Origin of the sequence: Rhodococcus wratislaviensis (assembly GCF_900455735.1) — a bacterium.
In the GTDB taxonomy this organism is placed as follows: Bacteria; Actinomycetota; Actinomycetes; order Mycobacteriales; family Mycobacteriaceae; genus Rhodococcus_F; species Rhodococcus_F wratislaviensis.
This window is the reverse complement of sequence record NZ_UAUI01000011.1, coordinates 62,870-79,469: the sequence shown is the minus strand read 5'-3', so window position 1 is coordinate 79,469 and position 16,600 is coordinate 62,870. Positions and strand designations below refer to the sequence as shown.

Sequence of the window (16,600 nt, the reverse complement as noted above, 5' to 3'; positions counted from 1 at the left end):
ATCCGACGCCGCCGAGCACACCGTGCACCAGGACCGTGCGGCCGCGGATCGGGCCGTCGCCGAAGACCCGGGTTCCGCCCTTCCATCGAAGGACGGAACCCGTTGCAGCCGAAGCCTAGAAGCTGGTGCGACCAGCGTCGACGAGTTGTGCGAGTAGTGGTGCCGGGGTCCACGTTCGACCGTGTACGTTCTCGAAGTCGCGGATCTTCTGCAGGGTGACGTCCAGACCGAGGGATTCGGCGTAGTACATCGGCCCGCCGCGGAAGGCGGGGAATCCGTATCCGTCGACGTAGACGACGTCGATGTCGGAGGCGCGTTGGGCGATTCCTTCACCGAGCAGTGTGGCGCCTTCGTTGACGAGGGCCAGTACGCAGCGGTCGATGATTTCCTCGTCGGTGATCGTGCGGCGTTCGATGCCGTCCTCGGCGGCGCAGGTGCGGATGATCTCGTCGACGGCGAGGTCCGGAACCGGTGTGCGGCTGCCCTTCTCATACCGGTAGTAGCCTGCTCCGCTCTTCTGCCCGAACCGTCCGTTCTCGCAGAGGGTGTCGGCGACCCGCGAATACCGGACGTCTTTCGGGCGGGTCGGGGCCAGTCGCTTGCGCGCAGCCCAGGCGATGTCGAGGCCGGCCAGGTCCGACATCGCGCACGGTCCCATGGCGAACCCGAACTGGTGCAGGGCCGTGTCGATCTGCTGCGGAGTCGCACCCTCTTCGAGGAGGAATTCGGCTTCGCGCCGATAAGGGGTGAGCATGCGGTTGCCGATGAAACCCTCACACACCTGCGACAGCACCGGGATCTTCCCGATCTGCTGCGCGAGCGTCAGGCCGGTGGCGACGACGTCGTCGGCGGTGGCTTCCCCGCGGACGACCTCGACGAGTTTCATGATGTTGGCGGGGCTGAAGAAGTGCAGACCGATCACATCGGACGGACGGCTGGTGGCACGTGCGATCTCGTCGAGGTCCAGTCGGGACGTGTTCGACGCGAGGATCGCCCCCGGCTTGCAGACGGCGTCGAGTTTGCCGAACACCTCCTTCTTCACGGTCATGTCCTCGAAGACGGCTTCGACGACGAGGTCGGCCTCGGCGGCGGCGTCGAGATCGAGGTTCGGTTCGATCAACGCGATGCGGTCGCGTGCCTGCGTCTCGGTGAGTTTGCCTTTGGTGGTGGATGATTCGTAGGTCTTGCGCACCAGGGCCGTTCCTCGGGTCAGGGCGTCCTGGTTCTGTTCGATCAGCGTGACCGGGAGTCCGCCGTTTGCGAACGCCATGGCGATCCCGCTGCCCATGGTGCCGGCGCCGATGACCGCCACCCGGGAGATCGGCCGTGCGGACGCGGCGGGAACGCCGGACAGTTTGGGGGCGGTCTTCTCCGCGAAGAACACGTGCCGCAGGGCCGCGGATTCCGGGCCCCGGAGCAGGCCGAGGAAGGCGGCCCGCTCGAAGGCGAGCCCGGCGGCGGTAGGAAGCCGGGTCGCGGTCTCGACGGCGTCGATGGCGGTGAGCTGGGCCAGGCCGTTGCGGGTGCTGGGCCGCACCGTACGGCGGGCGGCGTCGAAGTCGACACCTGTTGTGTCGGCGGGCGGCAGACTGTCGACCGCCGGTCCCGAGGTACCGGTGTCGATCTGGGTGCGGAGAAAGTCGACGGCGGCGCCGAGCGGGTCGCCGTCGAAGCAGTCGTCGGCGATACCGAGTTCGGCGGCCCGGGTGCCGAACACCGGCGTGCCCTGCTGGATCATCCGCAGCGCGGCCGCGGCGCCGATCAACCGGGGCAGACGTTGGGTGCCGCCGCCGCCGGGAATCAGGCCCACGTTCACCTCGGGCAGGCCGAGTTTCGCGTCCCGGTGTGTGATGCGGTAGTGGCAGGCGAGAGCGAGTTCGAGTCCACCGCCGAGGGCGTCACCGTGGATGGCGGCGATCACCGGTTTCGGTGAGTGGGTAATGGTGGTGAGGACGTCCGGCAGGGTGGGGTCGGCGGTCGCTGCGGGGGTGCCGAATTGGCGCAGGTCGGCGCCACCGCAGAATCCCTTGCCCTCGCCGACGATGATGACGGCGCGTATGTGGTCGTCGGCGGCGGCACGGGCGACAGCGGAGGCGAGTCCGGCGCGAACGGTGTCCCCGAGGCCGTTGACGGGTGGGTTGGCGAGGCGGATGACGGCGACTCCGTCGCGTACCTCGTACCGCACTGTCGGTGATGGCTGGTGTTGCTGGGACGTGCTCATGGACCCTTTTCCTCGGATGCTGATTGCGGGTGTCGCGGTCTTCTCCGATATCGCCTCTCCGTCGTGTCCGATTCCGCGGCGCCCTGGTGTTCCGATTTGGAACAACCGGATGTCCCCTCGCTGACCGATCCTGGAAGCACCCACCACACGCCGCACCCGGCGTACCGAGGCTCGCCGGCCGCGTGAGCTGACGATCAGTTCGATTTTCAGGAGACAACCGTGACCGCCACCGTGACCAGTGATCCGACAGTGCAGTTGGACGACGACGACTTCCGCGACATCCTGGCCCACACCCGGACTTTCGTGCGCAACGTCGTTGTCCCGCGTGAGCAAGAGATCGACGAGACGGACGCGATCCCCGCCGAGATCCGGACCGCGGCCAAGGACATGGGCCTGTTCGGGTTCGCCATCCCCCAGCAGTGGGGCGGCCTCGGCATGAACCTGGTGCAGGACGTCGAACTCGCGATGGAGTTGGGGTACACCACCCTCGCGCTGCGGTCGATGTTCGGGACCAATAATGGCATCGCCGGTCAGGTACTGGTCAGCTACGGCACCGAGGAACAGAAGACGACCTGGCTCGAGGGTATTGCGTCGGGTGAGGTCGTTGCCTCGTTCGCCCTCACCGAGGCCGGCGCCGGCTCCAACCCGGCCGGCCTGCGCACGAAGGCGGTACGCGACGGCGACGACTGGCTGATCACCGGGGAGAAACGCTTCATCACCAACGCCCTGATCGCGAACCTGTTCGTCGTGTTCGCCCGTACCCGGTCCGCCGACAGCGACGGCCCCGGCATCGCCGTGTTCCTGGTGCCGTCCGACACCCCCGGCGTCCAGGTGGGGAGCAAGGACCGCAAAATGGGGCACGCCGGATCGACCACGGCGACCGTGCACTTCGACGGCGTGCGGGTGCCGTCGTCGGCGCTGGTCGGTGGCAGTGAGGATGTCGGCTACCGCGCCGCGATGACGTCGCTGGCCCGCGGCCGGGTGCACGTCGCGGCGCTGGCGGTCGGGCAGGCGCAGCGTGCGCTCGACGAGTCGGTGGCCTACGCGGCGACCGCGACCCAGGGCGGCACCGCGATCGGGGACTTCCAGTTGGTCCAGGCGATGCTCGCCGACCAGCAGACCGGCGTCATGGCCGGGCGGGCCCTGGTGCGTGACGCCGCCCGCTCCTGGGTCGAGGACACCGACCGGCGCCTCGCCCCGTCCATCGCGAAGCTGTATTGCACCGAGATGGTCGGCAAGGTCGCCGACCTCGCGGTGCAGATCCACGGCGGCAGCGGGTACATGCGCGAGGTCGCGGTCGAGCGGATCTACCGCGACGTCCGACTACTTTGCCTGTACGAGGGCACCAGTGAGATCCAGCGCCTGATCATCGGCGGCGGGCTGGTCAAGCAGGCCCGCAACACCGCAGGCGGGCAACGATGAGCAACCAGCTACCCGGTCTACTGCCCCTCGACGGAATCACCGTCGTCAGCTTCGAGCAGGCCGTCGCCGCCCCGATCGCCACCCGGCACCTGGCCGATCTGGGTGCCCGTGTCATCAAGGTCGAACGCATCGGTGAGGGCGATTTCGCCCGCAACTACGACAGCGCCGTGCACGGAATTGCCTCGCATTTCGTCTGGCTCAACCGCGGCAAGGAATCGGTGACCGTCGACCTGAAAGCGGCCGAGGGCGTCTCGGTCATCCGCAAACTCGTCGGCCGGGCAGACGTCGTCGTCCAGAACCTCGCACCCGACGCCATGGACCGGCTCGGTCTGGGCGCGGAGGTACTCCGCCGGGATCGTCCCGAGCTGATCGTGGTCAACATGACCGGCTACGGCACCGACGGGCCACTGAAGGACCGCAAAGCCTACGACATGCTCGTCCAAGCCGAGACCGGGCTGTGCTCGATCACCGGCACCCCCGAGACCGCCACGAAGACCGGTGTCCCCGCTTCGGATATCGCCGCCGGCATGTATGCCCTGACCGCCGTGCAGGCGGCGCTGTTCCGCCGCGAGCGGACCGGCGTCGGCGCCGTTGTGAATGTGTCGATGTTCGATGCCACCGTCGAATGGCTCGGTCACCCGATGTACTTGCAGATGTACCAGGACACGCAGGTGCAACGGATGGGACTGAGCCACGCCTCGATCTCGCCCTACGACGCCTATCCGACCATCGATGGCCGGATACTCATCGGCGTGCAGAACGACCGCGGCTGGCGGGCCCTGGTCACCGACGTGTTCGACCGCCCCGACCTCGCCGAGCACCCGAAGTTCGCGACCAACATCCTCCGGGTCAGGCACCGAGCCGAGACCGACGCGGTCGTCGCCGAACACACCCGCCGGTTCGACACCGGAGAACTCGACAAACGGCTCGCCGCAGCAGGGGTGCCCGCCGCACGGCTGAACGACATGCGTGATCTCATCGACCACCCGCAGCTGTCCGAGCGCGACCGGTGGCGTCGGATCGACACCGAGTCCGGCCAGGTCCGGGCCGTATTGCCACCGATGACGTTCACCGACGTCGAACTGCCCATGGGACCGGTCCCAGCCCTGGGGCAGCACACCGACGCCGTGCTCGCCGAACTCGGCCTCACCGACGCCGCGATCGCCGGACTGCGTACCGGAGGGACCGTCGGGTAGATGCCTCCCTTTCCCGATATATCGCCGGTCGATCCGTTACCGATGACACCGACCCGCTTGCCGGTCAGGTCCAGGTCCTCGGGCCACGCGCCGGTATGCACCAGGCGGCCCTCGAATGTCTCGATGCCCGGGAAGCTGGGCATGTTCGTCGTGGACAGCAGGCCGAGGCCGGTGAACAGGAACCGGCACCGGTACGTGACTCCGCGGTCGGTCCGCACGGTCCAGGTGCCCGAGGACTCGTCGAATTCGGCGTCGGTCATACCGGTTTCGAGCTGAATACTCTCACGCAGGCTGTACCGGTCGACGACACCGTTGAGGTATTCGAGGATCTCGGGCTGGGTCACGAACTTCGTCTTCCACGGGGTCTGCTCGTACAGGCCGCGGTCGAACGAGTACTGGTAGACGAAGCCCTCGGAGTCCGAGAGCGCTCCGGGGTACTTGTTCCAGTACCAGGTTCCACCGACTCCGCCGACCTTGTCGATGGCGACGGCGTCGAGGCCTAACTCGTTGCGCAGCTTGTACAGCATGCAGATCCCGCCGAATCCGGCTCCGACGACGAGGGCGTCGAGCTCGTGGATCTGCTCCTGGGCGGTTCCATTCATGGCACATGTTCCTTCGGTCGCGCGTGGTGTGGCATGCGCCACTTGCTTGGACTCATCATGGAAGGGAACACAGGTGCCGCAGTTGTTCCACTGTGACACAACGGGCGAACATACGCTGCGACCTGCGCCGATACTCGAGTTGTGCGCTCGAATTCCTCGCCGGCCTGATACTCGCGGTCGACGGGGGTGAACCGGTTGCGGTGCAGCCGGATTAGGAAACGAAGGTGATCTGCAAGAGCCACCGCACTGGCTGTGAGCGGACGGCTGATCCCGCAAATGGCGAGCGGTCAGAGTCCTTCTGACGCATGAAGTCCGCGCGTCGCGGCCTCACGGAAGACCCGTCCGCTTCGTTCTAGGACGGGCACGTCTGAGCAATGAAGGACGCTGGGATGGACGGCCATTCGGGCATGACGGCAGCCTGCATCGGCTCGAATCGGTGCAGCAGGACGTTGGCCCATGCCACGAACATCTGGAGCCGGGCCCGGTTCTGTGCGAGCGATGCGGGCAGTTTCGCGACCAGAGCGAGGACCGTGCCCATCTTCGAACTTTCGACGCGACGGTGAACTTGCCGTACCCAGCGTGCGCATGGATGTGCACCAGCCGACGCCGCCTCGCTGCCCGCAAGACGTCGAGCAGCCGTGCCCGGGGCACCAGGGCCTTCGGTGCGGTGGGTGGCCGGAAGTAGATGCTTTCGCCCGGGCGCGCGTATTGTCGTTCGCTGTATTGCGGGACCTCGCTCAGCAACGGCGGGCACGCAAATCACGACGAGCCAGCTCGCTGCCCTGGCTGGTCCATGGTCAAGGTGCGCGCACGCTCGAGGCTGGTCACCGACCGCGGTGGCCAAGGCTGCGGCGATCGGACATACACCAGGCGGACGAAACGGTTAGACCGGCAGACGGCGGGGCGTTCGTCGATCATTCCCCGAGTACGCAGCACCCGGCCCGGCCTTGTCTCACACCCGAGCAGGGACCGGTAATGACAACGCGATGGCGGAGGCGTTCAGGACTGACACGAGATCGACTAGGACGAACTCGTCAGTGTGGGTGGCAAGGTATCTGCGGATTCGCACACCGTTGCGGTCCAATTTCGCGTGTTCGGAGCGATATCCTGGTGGGACGTTTTCGTGAGGTGAGCGCCGTGCTGCATCGTCAAGGGTGTCGCGGATCGGGTGAATCGGCGTAGCCGATGGTTGAAGCCGATCCGTACCGGACGCAGCGCGAGGTTGGCGCTTCGGTCACAGCGGAGCTAGCAGCCGCCGGGTTCGAGGACGCCCAGGAAATCGGCCGCGGTGGCTTCGGCGTTGTCTACCGGTGTATCCAGACTGAGCTGGACCGAACGGTCGCGGTGAAGGTCCTCACCGCCGACGTGGAAGCGGAGAACCGGGCACGGTTCTTCCGGGAACAGCAGGCGATGGGCAGGTTGACCGGTCACCCGAACATCGTCCCTGTCCTGCAAGTCGGTGCCACCGCCACCGGCCGCCCCTACATCGTCATGCCCTTTCACCCGCAGGACTCCTTGCAGGTGCGGATCCGAGACCACGGTCCCCTGCCATTGGGCGACGCGCTGCGGCTCGGAGTAAAGCTGGCTGGCGCGGTGGAGACGGCGCACCGGCTCGGCATCCTGCACCGCGACGTGAAACCGGCGAACATCCTGCTCACCGACTACGGCGAACCCGCGCTGACCGACTTCGGTATCGCCCACATCTCCGGAGGATTCGAGACGGCCACCGGCACCGTGACCGGCTCGCCGGCATTTACCGCGCCCGAAGTGATCGCGGGCGATCCGCCGACCTCCAGTTCGGATATTTACGGTCTCGGGGCGACGCTGTTCTGCGCGCTCACCGGCCACGCCGCGTTCGAACGGCGCAGCGGTGAACAGCTGGTTGCCCAGTTCCTGAGGATCACAACACAGCCGGTACCGAATTTACGTGAGCGGGGAATCTCCGCCGACGTGGCGGAAGTGATCGAGCGGGCGATGTCGGCGAATCCGCACAAGCGCCCGTCCGCCGTCCAATTCGGCGACGAACTCCGCGAGATCCAGCTCCACCGGGGATCTGCGGTCGACGCGATGGCCCTGCGAGGCGAAACGGGGTCCGCGCCCCGGAAACTGCCGGACTCTGTCGTGCAGCGCCTGACGATGGCGCGCACCGTCGGGGACGTCAAGACGAACATTCGCCTGGAACTCACCAGTTTCGTCGGCCGACGGAACGAGGTGACAGAACTCAAGAACCTGTTGTCGGTGTCCCGTTTGGTGACGCTCACCGGGATCGGTGGTGTGGGGAAGACGCGTCTGGCGTTGCAGGTCGCGACCATCACGCACCGCGATTACGCCGACGGAGTGTGGCTCGTGGAGCTGGGCGAGCTGCGTGACGAGTCGTTGCTCGTCGACATGGTCGCCGCAACTCTCGGATTGGGTGATCACTCGGCCAGGCCGTTGATCGAGGTGCTGGTGGAGTTTCTGGTGCCGCGCGAGCTGCTGCTGGTCTTCGACAACTGCGAGCACATCCTCGGCGGGGTCGCGGGGTTGGTCGAGACGCTGCTGCGGACGTGTCCGGGATTGCGAATCCTCGCTACCAGCCGCGAGCCCCTCGGTATCGGCGGGGAATCACTTCTCCGGGTGCCCCCGCTCACTGTCCCCGACCCCGACCGACCGCCCTCCCTGCAGGGCCTGCCCAGCTACGATGCGGTGACCTTGTTCGCCGATCGCGCAGCCGCAGCTGTGCCCGGATTCGAGCTCACCGAGGACAACGGTGTCGCGGTGGCCGGGATCTGCCATCGACTGGACGGATTGCCGCTGCCGATCGAACTGGCGGCGACACGGTTGCGGGCGATGTCGCCCGAGCAGATCCTTCAGCGGCTGACCGACCGTTACACGCTACTGACCCGCGGCAGCCGAGGCGCACCCTCTCGTCAGCAGACCCTTCGGCTGTGTATCGATTGGAGCTACGATCTGTGCACCCCGCAGGAGCAACAGTTGTGGTCTCGGCTGTCCGTGTTCGCCGGTAGCTTCGAACTCGATGCGGTGGAACAGGTCTGCGGTATGGGCCTGGCATCGTCGGATCCACTTGACGTCGTGGCCTCCCTGGTGGACAAATCGATCGCGATCCGGGTGGAATCCGGCTCGGCCGTGTGCTTTCGTCTGCTCGAGACCCTGCGAGAGTACGGGCATGAGAAGCTCCAGGCCACCGAGGAGTATGTCGAACTGCGTCGACGGCACCGGGACTGGTATGAGCAACTGACCGCCCAGGCTGAGGCCGAGTGGATCAGCTCCCGGCAACTGGACTGGATCGCACGATTCGAGCGAGAACAAGCGAATCTACGGGAGGCGATGGAGTTCTGCCTGTCCGACAGCCCCAATATCGGACTTCGCATCGCCGCGAACTTGCTCCCCTTCTGGCTCTCCCGGAGCTTGCTCAGCGAGGGGCGATACTGGCTGGGCCGCGTCCTTGCACACCTGCCAGCGGAGCCGACCCTGGAGCGGATCAAAGCGGTGTATGCCGGCAGCGTCCTGGCCGAATTGCAGGGCGACCTCCCTGCGGGGGCGGCACTGGTGAAGGAGGGCCGCGGGTTGGCCGAGCAGACTACCGACGCGGTGAGCCACGCATACATCGAGTACGCGGACGGCCTTCTCTCCCTTTTCAGGGGTGATCCGACTCGCGCATGTGCGCGACTGGAAAGCGCCGGCACCGTTTTCGGCACGCGGGAGGACGCTTCACACGTCGGGGTCCTGCACCGGCTGGGGATGGCCTACGAACAACTCGGCGAATCAAAGCGGGCGAGTGACTGTTACGAACAGATCGTCGCGATCACTCAGGCGCACGGTGAATCGATGTACCAGTCGTTCGCCCTCTGGGCGATGGGTGACGCGGTGTGGCGCCACGGTGATGCCGATCGGGCAGTTCGGCTACTCGAACAGTCACTGCAGTTGACCCGGCGGGTGAACACCCCGCGCACCGCGGTCGCGTGCCTCGAGACACTGGGCTCGATCGCCGCCGAAGCGCACGACGCGCGACGCGCGGTCGTCCTGATGGCGGCCGCCGAGGAGCTCGGGCGCACGGTGGGTAGCCCCACGGTGGGGTTCCCCAATCTGCTTGTTTCCCGTGAGGAGTCCGAGCAGAGGGCGTATGGGACGCTCGGCAAGAGCTCCGTGGAGGCGGCGCGCCGAGAGGGGCGGCGCTTGGGCTTTGACGCCGCCATTGCCTATGCCCTCGGCGAACGGCTTCCGGACGCGTCGCCTGATTCGTCGGTGAAACTGACCAAACGTGAACGGCAGGTCGCCGAACTGATCGCCGCCGAGGGCCTGACCAACAGGGCGATCGCCGCACGATTGGTGATATCGCCTCGCACTGCGCAAGGTCACGTGGAGCACCTACTCACCAAACTCGGTTTCACGTCCCGTGCGCAGATCGCAGCGTGGGTCGTCGAGCAGGACCGGCAACCATGACACAAGGAAATGGCGAATGACGTCGGGGACGGTGAATTCCTCGATTTCCCTGCCCCGGTAGATATTCTGCAGCAGTGGATCCGTCTATCCGCGCCAAGATGAGTAGGGATGAGTGCTGCTGGGCGACCGGTGATCGGGTCGCCCAGCAGGCGATCAGGTGTCAGGCCGGGCGGTCGCCTCTGAGGGTGACGCGGTGCATGCGCCTGTAGTGCGGGTGGTAGTCGCCGACCGCGTAGTGTTGCGTCGACCGGTTGTCCCAGATCACGAGGGAGTTTGGCTCCCAACGGAATCGGACCTGATACTCCGGGGTCTTGGCGAGGCCCGTGAGCATGTTTCGTAACGAGTCACTCAGCTGCGGAGGAACCCCCGAGATGCGTGAGGTGAACAACTCGTTGACGTAGACAAGTCTGCGACCGGTTTCTGGATGCTTGCGCACGACGGGGTGGGTCATCGGAGGATACTTTCGGCGTGTTTCCTCGTACCGTGCTTCCCCGTCATCTCCCTGGCGGACAACGCCGGTCAGTTCCTTTTCCCAATCGTGCACGGCTTCGAGCCCGTCGATGAGATTCTTCATCGTCTCCGGTAGCGCGTCATATGCGGCAGTCATGCTCGACCACAGTGTGTCACCGCCGCAGGGTGGGATCTCCTGGGCGTGGAGGCAGGTCGCGGAATTGGGAGTCGCCTGCCAGGTCAGATCGGAGTGCCAGACGTCGGTTCCGGCTGCGCGACCGCGAGATTCGAGCACCTCGATGAACGGGTTTCCCGGAAGGGAGGGAAAGAATGCACTTACTTCCTGGGGGTCTCCGAACACCTTCGCGAATCGGAGCTGATCTTCTGGCTCGAGGTGCTGATCGCGGATAAACAGGACCTCGTGTTGCAGGAAGGCTGTGCGGAGTTCAGTCTGGCACTGCGGTGTGATCTCGTCGCGAAGATCCAGGCCGTGGATGAACGCCCCGATGGTCGGTGTTGCGCGTTCGAGGGTGAATGTTTCGTAGCGGCATTCGTTGCTGCTCACAGTTTGTCCTTCCTTCAGCGTGTTATCTGTTGTTAGCGTGGGCGCATTCTGCGCCATGGGGGCACCTACATGCGGGGTATCACTCCGAGTAGGTGGGAGTGCGGAGCCCGCTCGCGTTATCGGTGCCGATTCCACTATCGGCTTGCTTGGCTTTTTTCCGGTTCGTCCGTCCGAGCACCAGCACGCAGACGAACGACATTGCTGCGGTGACGAAGACATACAGGGAAATGGAGATGGACGCATGAGTTGCGCTGAGTAGTGTGCCGGCAATGAGAGGCGCAATAGCGCTGCCCAAGAGGTTGCCGAGGGTGGTGGCCAACGACAGCCCGCTGTAGCGGACTCGCGCGTCGAACGCCTCGGAAAAGTATGCCGGCTGCAGCGCCCACGGGATGTATACGGCGATGGTCGCGGCGACGTAGCAGACAGCGATGAAGCCGTACGAGCCCGAGTCGAGCGCCCAGTAGAGCGGGAAGGCGAGAGAACCGATGAGGGCAAGGCCCAGCAGGAAGAGCCGTTGCCGGCCGAACCTGTCGGAGAGCGCACCTGCGATCGGGGTGACCACGAATCCGACCGCGGAGGTGACGATCACCAGAATCAGCATGGAGCTTTGGCTCAGGCCGCCCGCCTCTTGCGTGTAGACGAAGTTGTACACGGTCAGGAGGTAGAAGAAGATGCCCGGCGACAGGCTGGCGCCGGCGACCAGGAGCACCTGCTTCGGATGTGTGCGAAGAACTTCGATGATCGGCAGGCGCACGACCGCGTGCACATCCTTGACCCGGTCGAACTCCGGACTCTCGGCGACCTGTACCCGGATGATCAGTCCGGTGATCACCAGTACCGCACTGAGCAGGAACGGAACACGCCACCCCCACGCCATGAAGTGATCATCGGCCATTGCATCGAGGGGTAGGTACACGGTCATCGCCAGGATCAGTCCGACCGCCACCCCCGCCTGCGGCCAGCTGCCGAAGAAACCACGTCGGCTGTTGGGGGAATGCTCCGTGGCCATGAGCGCAGCGCCACCCCATTCGCCGCCGAGCGCGAAGCCTTGCGTCAGTCGCAGCAGCACCAGCAGCACCGGAGCGAAGGCGCCGATGGTGGCATAGGTCGGCAGCAGGCCGATCAGCACGGTGGCGACGCCCATGATCAAGATGGTGACGACCATCATCGATTTTCGGCCCACCCTGTCCCCGAAGTGACCGAAGACGATGGCTCCGATCGGACGGGCGACGAAGCCGGCGGCGAAGGTCGAGAAGGCCAGCAGCGTTCCGATGGCCGGGTCGAAGCTGGGGAAGAAGTGATGGTTGAAAACGAGCACCGCTGCGGTGCTGTAGATGAAGAAGTCGTACCACTCGATGGTTGTGCCGATCAGGCTCGCTAGCGCGACCTTCTTCGGCGAGCCTGCGCCCGCTGGTCGTGCGACTGCACCACCCATATTGTGCCTCCCGGCTATTTGACGAACATGCGATCACGCGGCGCGTGAACCGCGTGGCGAATCAGAGCGTTCTAGAGAGCCTCTGTTTCTGAATAACGAGCACAGTTGCAAATCTGCAAATTACTTAAGTGGTCAATATCTTAATGCTGAGGCTAGTTGTGCGCAAGCTCTCATTTTTACAGTTTGAGCCCTCAACCTGCTGTTATGCCGAACCGCGAGACCGCAAGATTCAGGCACTGAGTGACATATGAAATAAAGCGGAAAATGGATTCCCCGGCCCGAAACGCCGCTACAGACCTCGGCGGAATCAGCCACGCATGGCTCGCACGAAGAAATAGACCGTGTGCACAGTTAACGATTTCCACTCGTGGGCGGAAAAGCAAGAGAAGTCCACGCGGGATCAACTTGCGAAACATGGCCAGCGGCACGCTGGCACACCACGAACAGAAATGTCCGGAGAGATGCGGATCCTGACGGGGTTGCCCGGCACTCACCCAAGCCGCGGGTGCGATCGTGTGGGACGTCAGCGTGGATTCGACCATCGCGCAAGCTCACCAGCATGCGGCGGGCGTGCGCCGGGCTCCCGAGGCACAGTCCGTGCCGCCCGGCGAGGTCGAGATCGAGCCCGCCGACCACGCGTTGCAGCGCTCCCGAGATGGGTGGACCACCAGGACGCATCTGGCCTACCTGGCCGCAGCGGCACCTGATCACCTCGGCCGCGGCGTCAGCGTAGTCGTCCAGGTGCAACCGACGTCCGAAATCCCCGCTGCGCCCGGAACCGGGGGCGTCCCACGCGAGCAGCCTCAGGGAACTGTCGAGCTCTCCGAACTGTGGTGCGAACCTGTCGGCGCTACCCCCGATTCCGCGCAGCAGGAGAGCGCGACCGGTGCCAGCCCCAACTACGTGCGCCACAACGCCCGCCCGCTGGACGGCACCTTCCTCACCCCTGACTGATTGTGTCCACATGCATCGACCTCGACTTCGTGGGCCGGGAGTCCCGGTTGCGCAACTCGCGCTCAACCACTCTGAGTGGCGCACCTCACGAGACCTGGGTTTTGGCCGATATCCATAATTTTTAGGGCGATAATGTCCAATATGACGTCTCAGGCTGCAGCTGAACTGGACCTTGCAATTATCGGCGCGCTGCAGCTCAACCCACGCGCTGACTGGGCGGACTTGGCGGAGGCACTTCAGTACTCGCCGAAGACACTCGCCCGAAGATGGAAGCTGTTGTCCGAGAGCGGCTCGGCATGGATCGCGGTGGCTCCGGGCCCGACCTTCCTGCAATTCGGATGTGCCGCATGGCTTGCGATCACCTGCAGACCCCAGAGCAAGCATGACGTTGTAGAAGCCCTGATTGCCGAACCAGCAGTCGACACGGTATCGAGCACATCCGGGACGTCGGACTTCCATGTGATCGTGTTCGTGTCCAGCATTGGCGACCTCACCCGTCTGCTCACCGACCGCATCGAGGTGATCGAAGGAATCAGATCGGTGGCAACGACGGTCGTGCTCACCAACTACACAGAAGGCGCGCGGTGGCGCGTCCAGGCGTTAGACCTGGAACAGGCCCATCTTCTCCAATTGCCCCAGGCAGCGCCCACACGCAGGAAAACGATTCCATTCCTGGACGATCTCGATCGTTCTCTGCTCGGAGCTCTGGCGAAAGATGGGCGTCAAGCATGGACCACACTCGGCGAGCAATGCGATGTGACCGGACCGACCGCGCGACGCCGCGTCGAAAGGCTGATCGACGGGGGCCGCGTGGCCCTGCGCTGCGAGGGAGCGAACACACTTGTCGGACCAGTCGTTGAGACGACTTTCATGATCACGACCGCACCGAGCGAGTTGAACACGGTCGGCAACCTTTTGAGCCGAATTCCAAAATGCCGAATTGCGAACGCCACTACCGGAACCTCGACAATCGTCGCCACGATGTGGTTTCAGACGATTAGCGAGATCGCGCCATTCGCGGCTGCACTCACGCGAGAACTTCCGTCCATCACCATTTCGGACCGGTTCATCAGCCTCCACACATTCAAGAGGGCAGGACATGTCCTGGATCAGGATGGACGAACCACCGGATTGATCCCACGGGCCATCTTCTAGCGGGAACCGAACAACCCGTAACCAGCCGACACCCGGAGCTCTTGGGGTGACCGGTCATCGATCCGCTTCCGGAAGAGCAGGTCATTGACATCGACAACCTTGTTGGCGCCCTCCTGCTCGGCGCCAACGACGCCAGCCCGAACGCCACCGCCAGCACCAACCAGTCGCTGAAGATCTCGGGTCGGGCGGCGATCCGGCTCTCCAAATTGGCAGGCATGACAGGCCGCGACGGCCTGCGAGATGCGGGCGTCGCAATGACAAGGTTGGATAATCGGACAGTCCCTGTCGAGACGCCGAGAGCTACATCGCTGCCGGTGAGGGCTGGGTGGGACGGGGACGACTGAAAGAGCATCGTGACGGCATGCTCGATGCTGCCTCTCCTGCGGCCCGTGAGTTGATGCTCACGCTGCTCGGTGGTCCGCCCGGCGGGATCTATGTCGAGGGCCGCGACGATCGGCCCTGGTTGGACCCGATGATGATTTCGGCCGCAATGGAGATTGCGGTCTCGGCTGGTCCACGGTTGCCGATATCGAGGCCGATCGGGCTCGATAGGGCGGTGAGGTGTTCGGGGCGGAGACCGGCTGCGGTGAGTGCTTGTCGTCGGTTGGCGTCGGCGGTGAGTGACCCCATGGCACCGATATAGGCGAGGGGGTGTGCCCATTTGGCCTCGTCGAGGCATTCGAGGAGGACCGGGATATCGATCTTGGGGTCGTGGGTGAGGACGACAACGACTGTGCGGGAATCGAATCGGCCTTCGTTGCGTTCGCGTGCAATCCAGTCCGACGGCCATTGGCATACGACTTCGTCGACGTCGGGAAACCGCTGCGGTGTCGTGAACACGGGGCGGGCATCGCAGATGGTGACGCGGTAGCCCATTCTGGTGCCGAGTAGCCCGGTCTCGGCGGCGAAGTCGGTGGAACCAACGATCACCATCCGTGGCCGCGGTTCGAAGCGTCGTAACAGTGTTCCGGAGGGGGTCAGTCCGGTTGCAGTGTCGAGTTCGTGTGCGATGCGGTGGGTACCTGCTTCCGGTCCGGTGAGGACCGTCTCGAGGATGACGGTTTCGTCGCGCAGTGTCCGTTCCATGAGGTCGGCGAGTTGCGGCATGGTCTCGCGGTCTACGCGTTCCACGAGCACGGTCAGCGATCCGCCGCAGGTCAGTCCGGGTGCGAGGATGTCGCCGGTGGGGCCGTAGTGCTCGATTCGGGGGTGGCCCGTGGTGAGGACGTCGAGGGCGGTCTCGTAGAGGGCGCCTTCGACGCAGCCGCCGGAGATGCTGCCGACCACGGTTCCGTCCTGATGGACTGCGAGCATGGCGCCGGGGTCTCGCGGGGATGACCCGTGGGTGGCGATGACGGTGGCGACCGCGACAGCGCGGTGTGCTTCCCATTCGGTGTGGATGTCGCGCAGGACGGTGTTCACGGGTGCCTCGCAGTTCTGTTGGCATCACGGTTCCGGCGACCGGGGCTGGGGAGCCGTCGCGGGTGGTGGCGAGGATCGTACAATAGTTTTGCGCAAAGATAAGTCCTGAAATTGTCGTTGAGTCGGTCGCCGGTAGGCGAGACTGATTCGCGGCACCGTGCCAGTATCGAATCTGGAGTGTGAAGTGGCCGAATCGAATCGGGCAGATGGGGTCGGTGAGATCATCCGGCAATGGGCCCGGACGCGTCCCGAGCTGGACGTGTCGGCGCTCGAGATTTTCGGACGGCTGCATCGCAGCTTCTTGCTGTACCGGTCTCAGATCAACGAGCTGTTCGAAAGCTTCGGTACGAACGAGGCCGGGTTCGATGTTCTGGCGTGCCTTCGGCGTGCGGAACCGACGTTTCGGCGCACCGCGGGGGAACTGGCGAAGCAGACATTGATCACCACCGGTGGCCTGACGATGCGGGTGAACCGGCTCGAGGATGCAGGCCTGGTGCTGCGTGAGCGCGATGACATCGACTCACGCGTGGTGTATGTGACGCTGACAGAGGCGGGCCGAGAACTTGTCGATGCTGTCTCGGATGCGCACTTCGCGGAGTTGGCGCGGATGCAGGGTGGACTGGGTGGTGGTCAGCGCGAGCAGCTCGCCGATCTCCTGATGATTCTCGAGGGATCCTTGCAGGCTGCCGCATCGGAGAATTCTGCAAAGTCACTCGGCGCGGAGTCTGCGTAGGG

Annotated in this window: 11 protein-coding genes and 1 pseudogene; 6 read left to right on the top strand and 6 right to left on the bottom strand. The window is 64.8% G+C overall.

Annotated features, from left to right (window positions below; translation table 11 throughout):
- Positions 1-115 precede the first annotated feature (115 nt).
- Entirely contained in the window at positions 116-2,221 is a 2,106-nt protein-coding gene (locus DTA22_RS14120) for a 3-hydroxyacyl-CoA dehydrogenase NAD-binding domain-containing protein (protein WP_112299813.1), read from the bottom strand.
- Positions 2,222-2,440: 219 nt separating this feature from the next.
- Between DTA22_RS14120 and DTA22_RS14115 the strand changes: the two genes are divergently transcribed.
- Positions 2,441-3,643 carry an acyl-CoA dehydrogenase family protein gene (locus DTA22_RS14115; protein ID WP_174233799.1) on the top strand — a complete coding sequence of 401 codons (1,203 nt, stop codon included), beginning with the start codon at positions 2,441-2,443 and terminating at the stop codon, positions 3,641-3,643.
- Complete coding sequence (locus DTA22_RS14110) at positions 3,640-4,839, top strand: CaiB/BaiF CoA transferase family protein (RefSeq protein WP_112299812.1); 1,200 nt, start codon at positions 3,640-3,642, stop codon at positions 4,837-4,839. Before DTA22_RS14115 ends, DTA22_RS14110 begins: the two co-directional genes overlap by 4 nt.
- Before the next feature lie 29 nt (positions 4,840-4,868).
- Here the strand turns inward: DTA22_RS14110 and DTA22_RS14105 are convergent.
- A pseudogene (locus DTA22_RS14105) lies at positions 4,869-5,441 on the bottom strand (flavin-containing monooxygenase); the annotation flags it as partial.
- 352 nt (positions 5,442-5,793) lie between these two features.
- Positions 5,794-5,979, bottom strand: coding sequence for a hypothetical protein (locus DTA22_RS37030; protein ID WP_037243003.1), 186 nt, complete (start codon positions 5,977-5,979; stop codon positions 5,794-5,796).
- Positions 5,980-6,626: 647 nt separating this feature from the next.
- On the opposite strand from DTA22_RS37030, the gene DTA22_RS14095 reads away from it, so the two are divergent.
- The gene (locus tag DTA22_RS14095; RefSeq protein ID WP_112299810.1) at positions 6,627-9,884 is read left to right on the top strand and encodes a protein kinase domain-containing protein; all 3,258 of its coding nucleotides are present in this window, start codon (positions 6,627-6,629) and stop codon (positions 9,882-9,884) included.
- 160 nt (positions 9,885-10,044) lie between these two features.
- Here the strand turns inward: DTA22_RS14095 and DTA22_RS14090 are convergent, their stop codons facing one another.
- Both DTA22_RS14090 and DTA22_RS14085 read right to left on the bottom strand, forming a co-directional pair.
- Entirely contained in the window at positions 10,045-10,956 is a 912-nt protein-coding gene (locus tag DTA22_RS14090) for a TauD/TfdA dioxygenase family protein (protein ID WP_245973427.1), read from the bottom strand.
- 22 nt (positions 10,957-10,978) lie between these two features.
- Positions 10,979-12,334 (bottom strand): MFS transporter, encoded by a 1,356-nt coding sequence (locus tag DTA22_RS14085; RefSeq protein WP_037243009.1) that lies wholly within the window; start codon positions 12,332-12,334, stop codon positions 10,979-10,981.
- 528 nt (positions 12,335-12,862) lie between these two features.
- Between DTA22_RS14085 and DTA22_RS14080 the strand changes: the two genes are divergently transcribed.
- Complete coding sequence (locus DTA22_RS14080; protein ID WP_217999499.1) at positions 12,863-13,288, top strand: transposase; 426 nt, start codon at positions 12,863-12,865, stop codon at positions 13,286-13,288.
- Positions 13,289-13,429: 141 nt separating this feature from the next.
- Entirely contained in the window at positions 13,430-14,443 is a 1,014-nt protein-coding gene (locus DTA22_RS14075) for an Lrp/AsnC family transcriptional regulator (protein ID WP_037243010.1), read from the top strand.
- Positions 14,444-14,875: 432 nt separating this feature from the next.
- Here the strand turns inward: DTA22_RS14075 and DTA22_RS14070 are convergent, their stop codons facing one another.
- Complete coding sequence (locus DTA22_RS14070) at positions 14,876-15,865, bottom strand: XdhC family protein (RefSeq protein ID WP_112299809.1); 990 nt, start codon at positions 15,863-15,865, stop codon at positions 14,876-14,878.
- 184 nt (positions 15,866-16,049) lie between these two features.
- On the opposite strand from DTA22_RS14070, the gene DTA22_RS14065 reads away from it, so the two are divergent.
- Positions 16,050-16,598 carry a MarR family winged helix-turn-helix transcriptional regulator gene (locus DTA22_RS14065; RefSeq protein ID WP_112299808.1) on the top strand — a complete coding sequence of 183 codons (549 nt, stop codon included), beginning with the start codon at positions 16,050-16,052 and terminating at the stop codon, positions 16,596-16,598.
- Positions 16,599-16,600 lie beyond the last annotated feature (2 nt).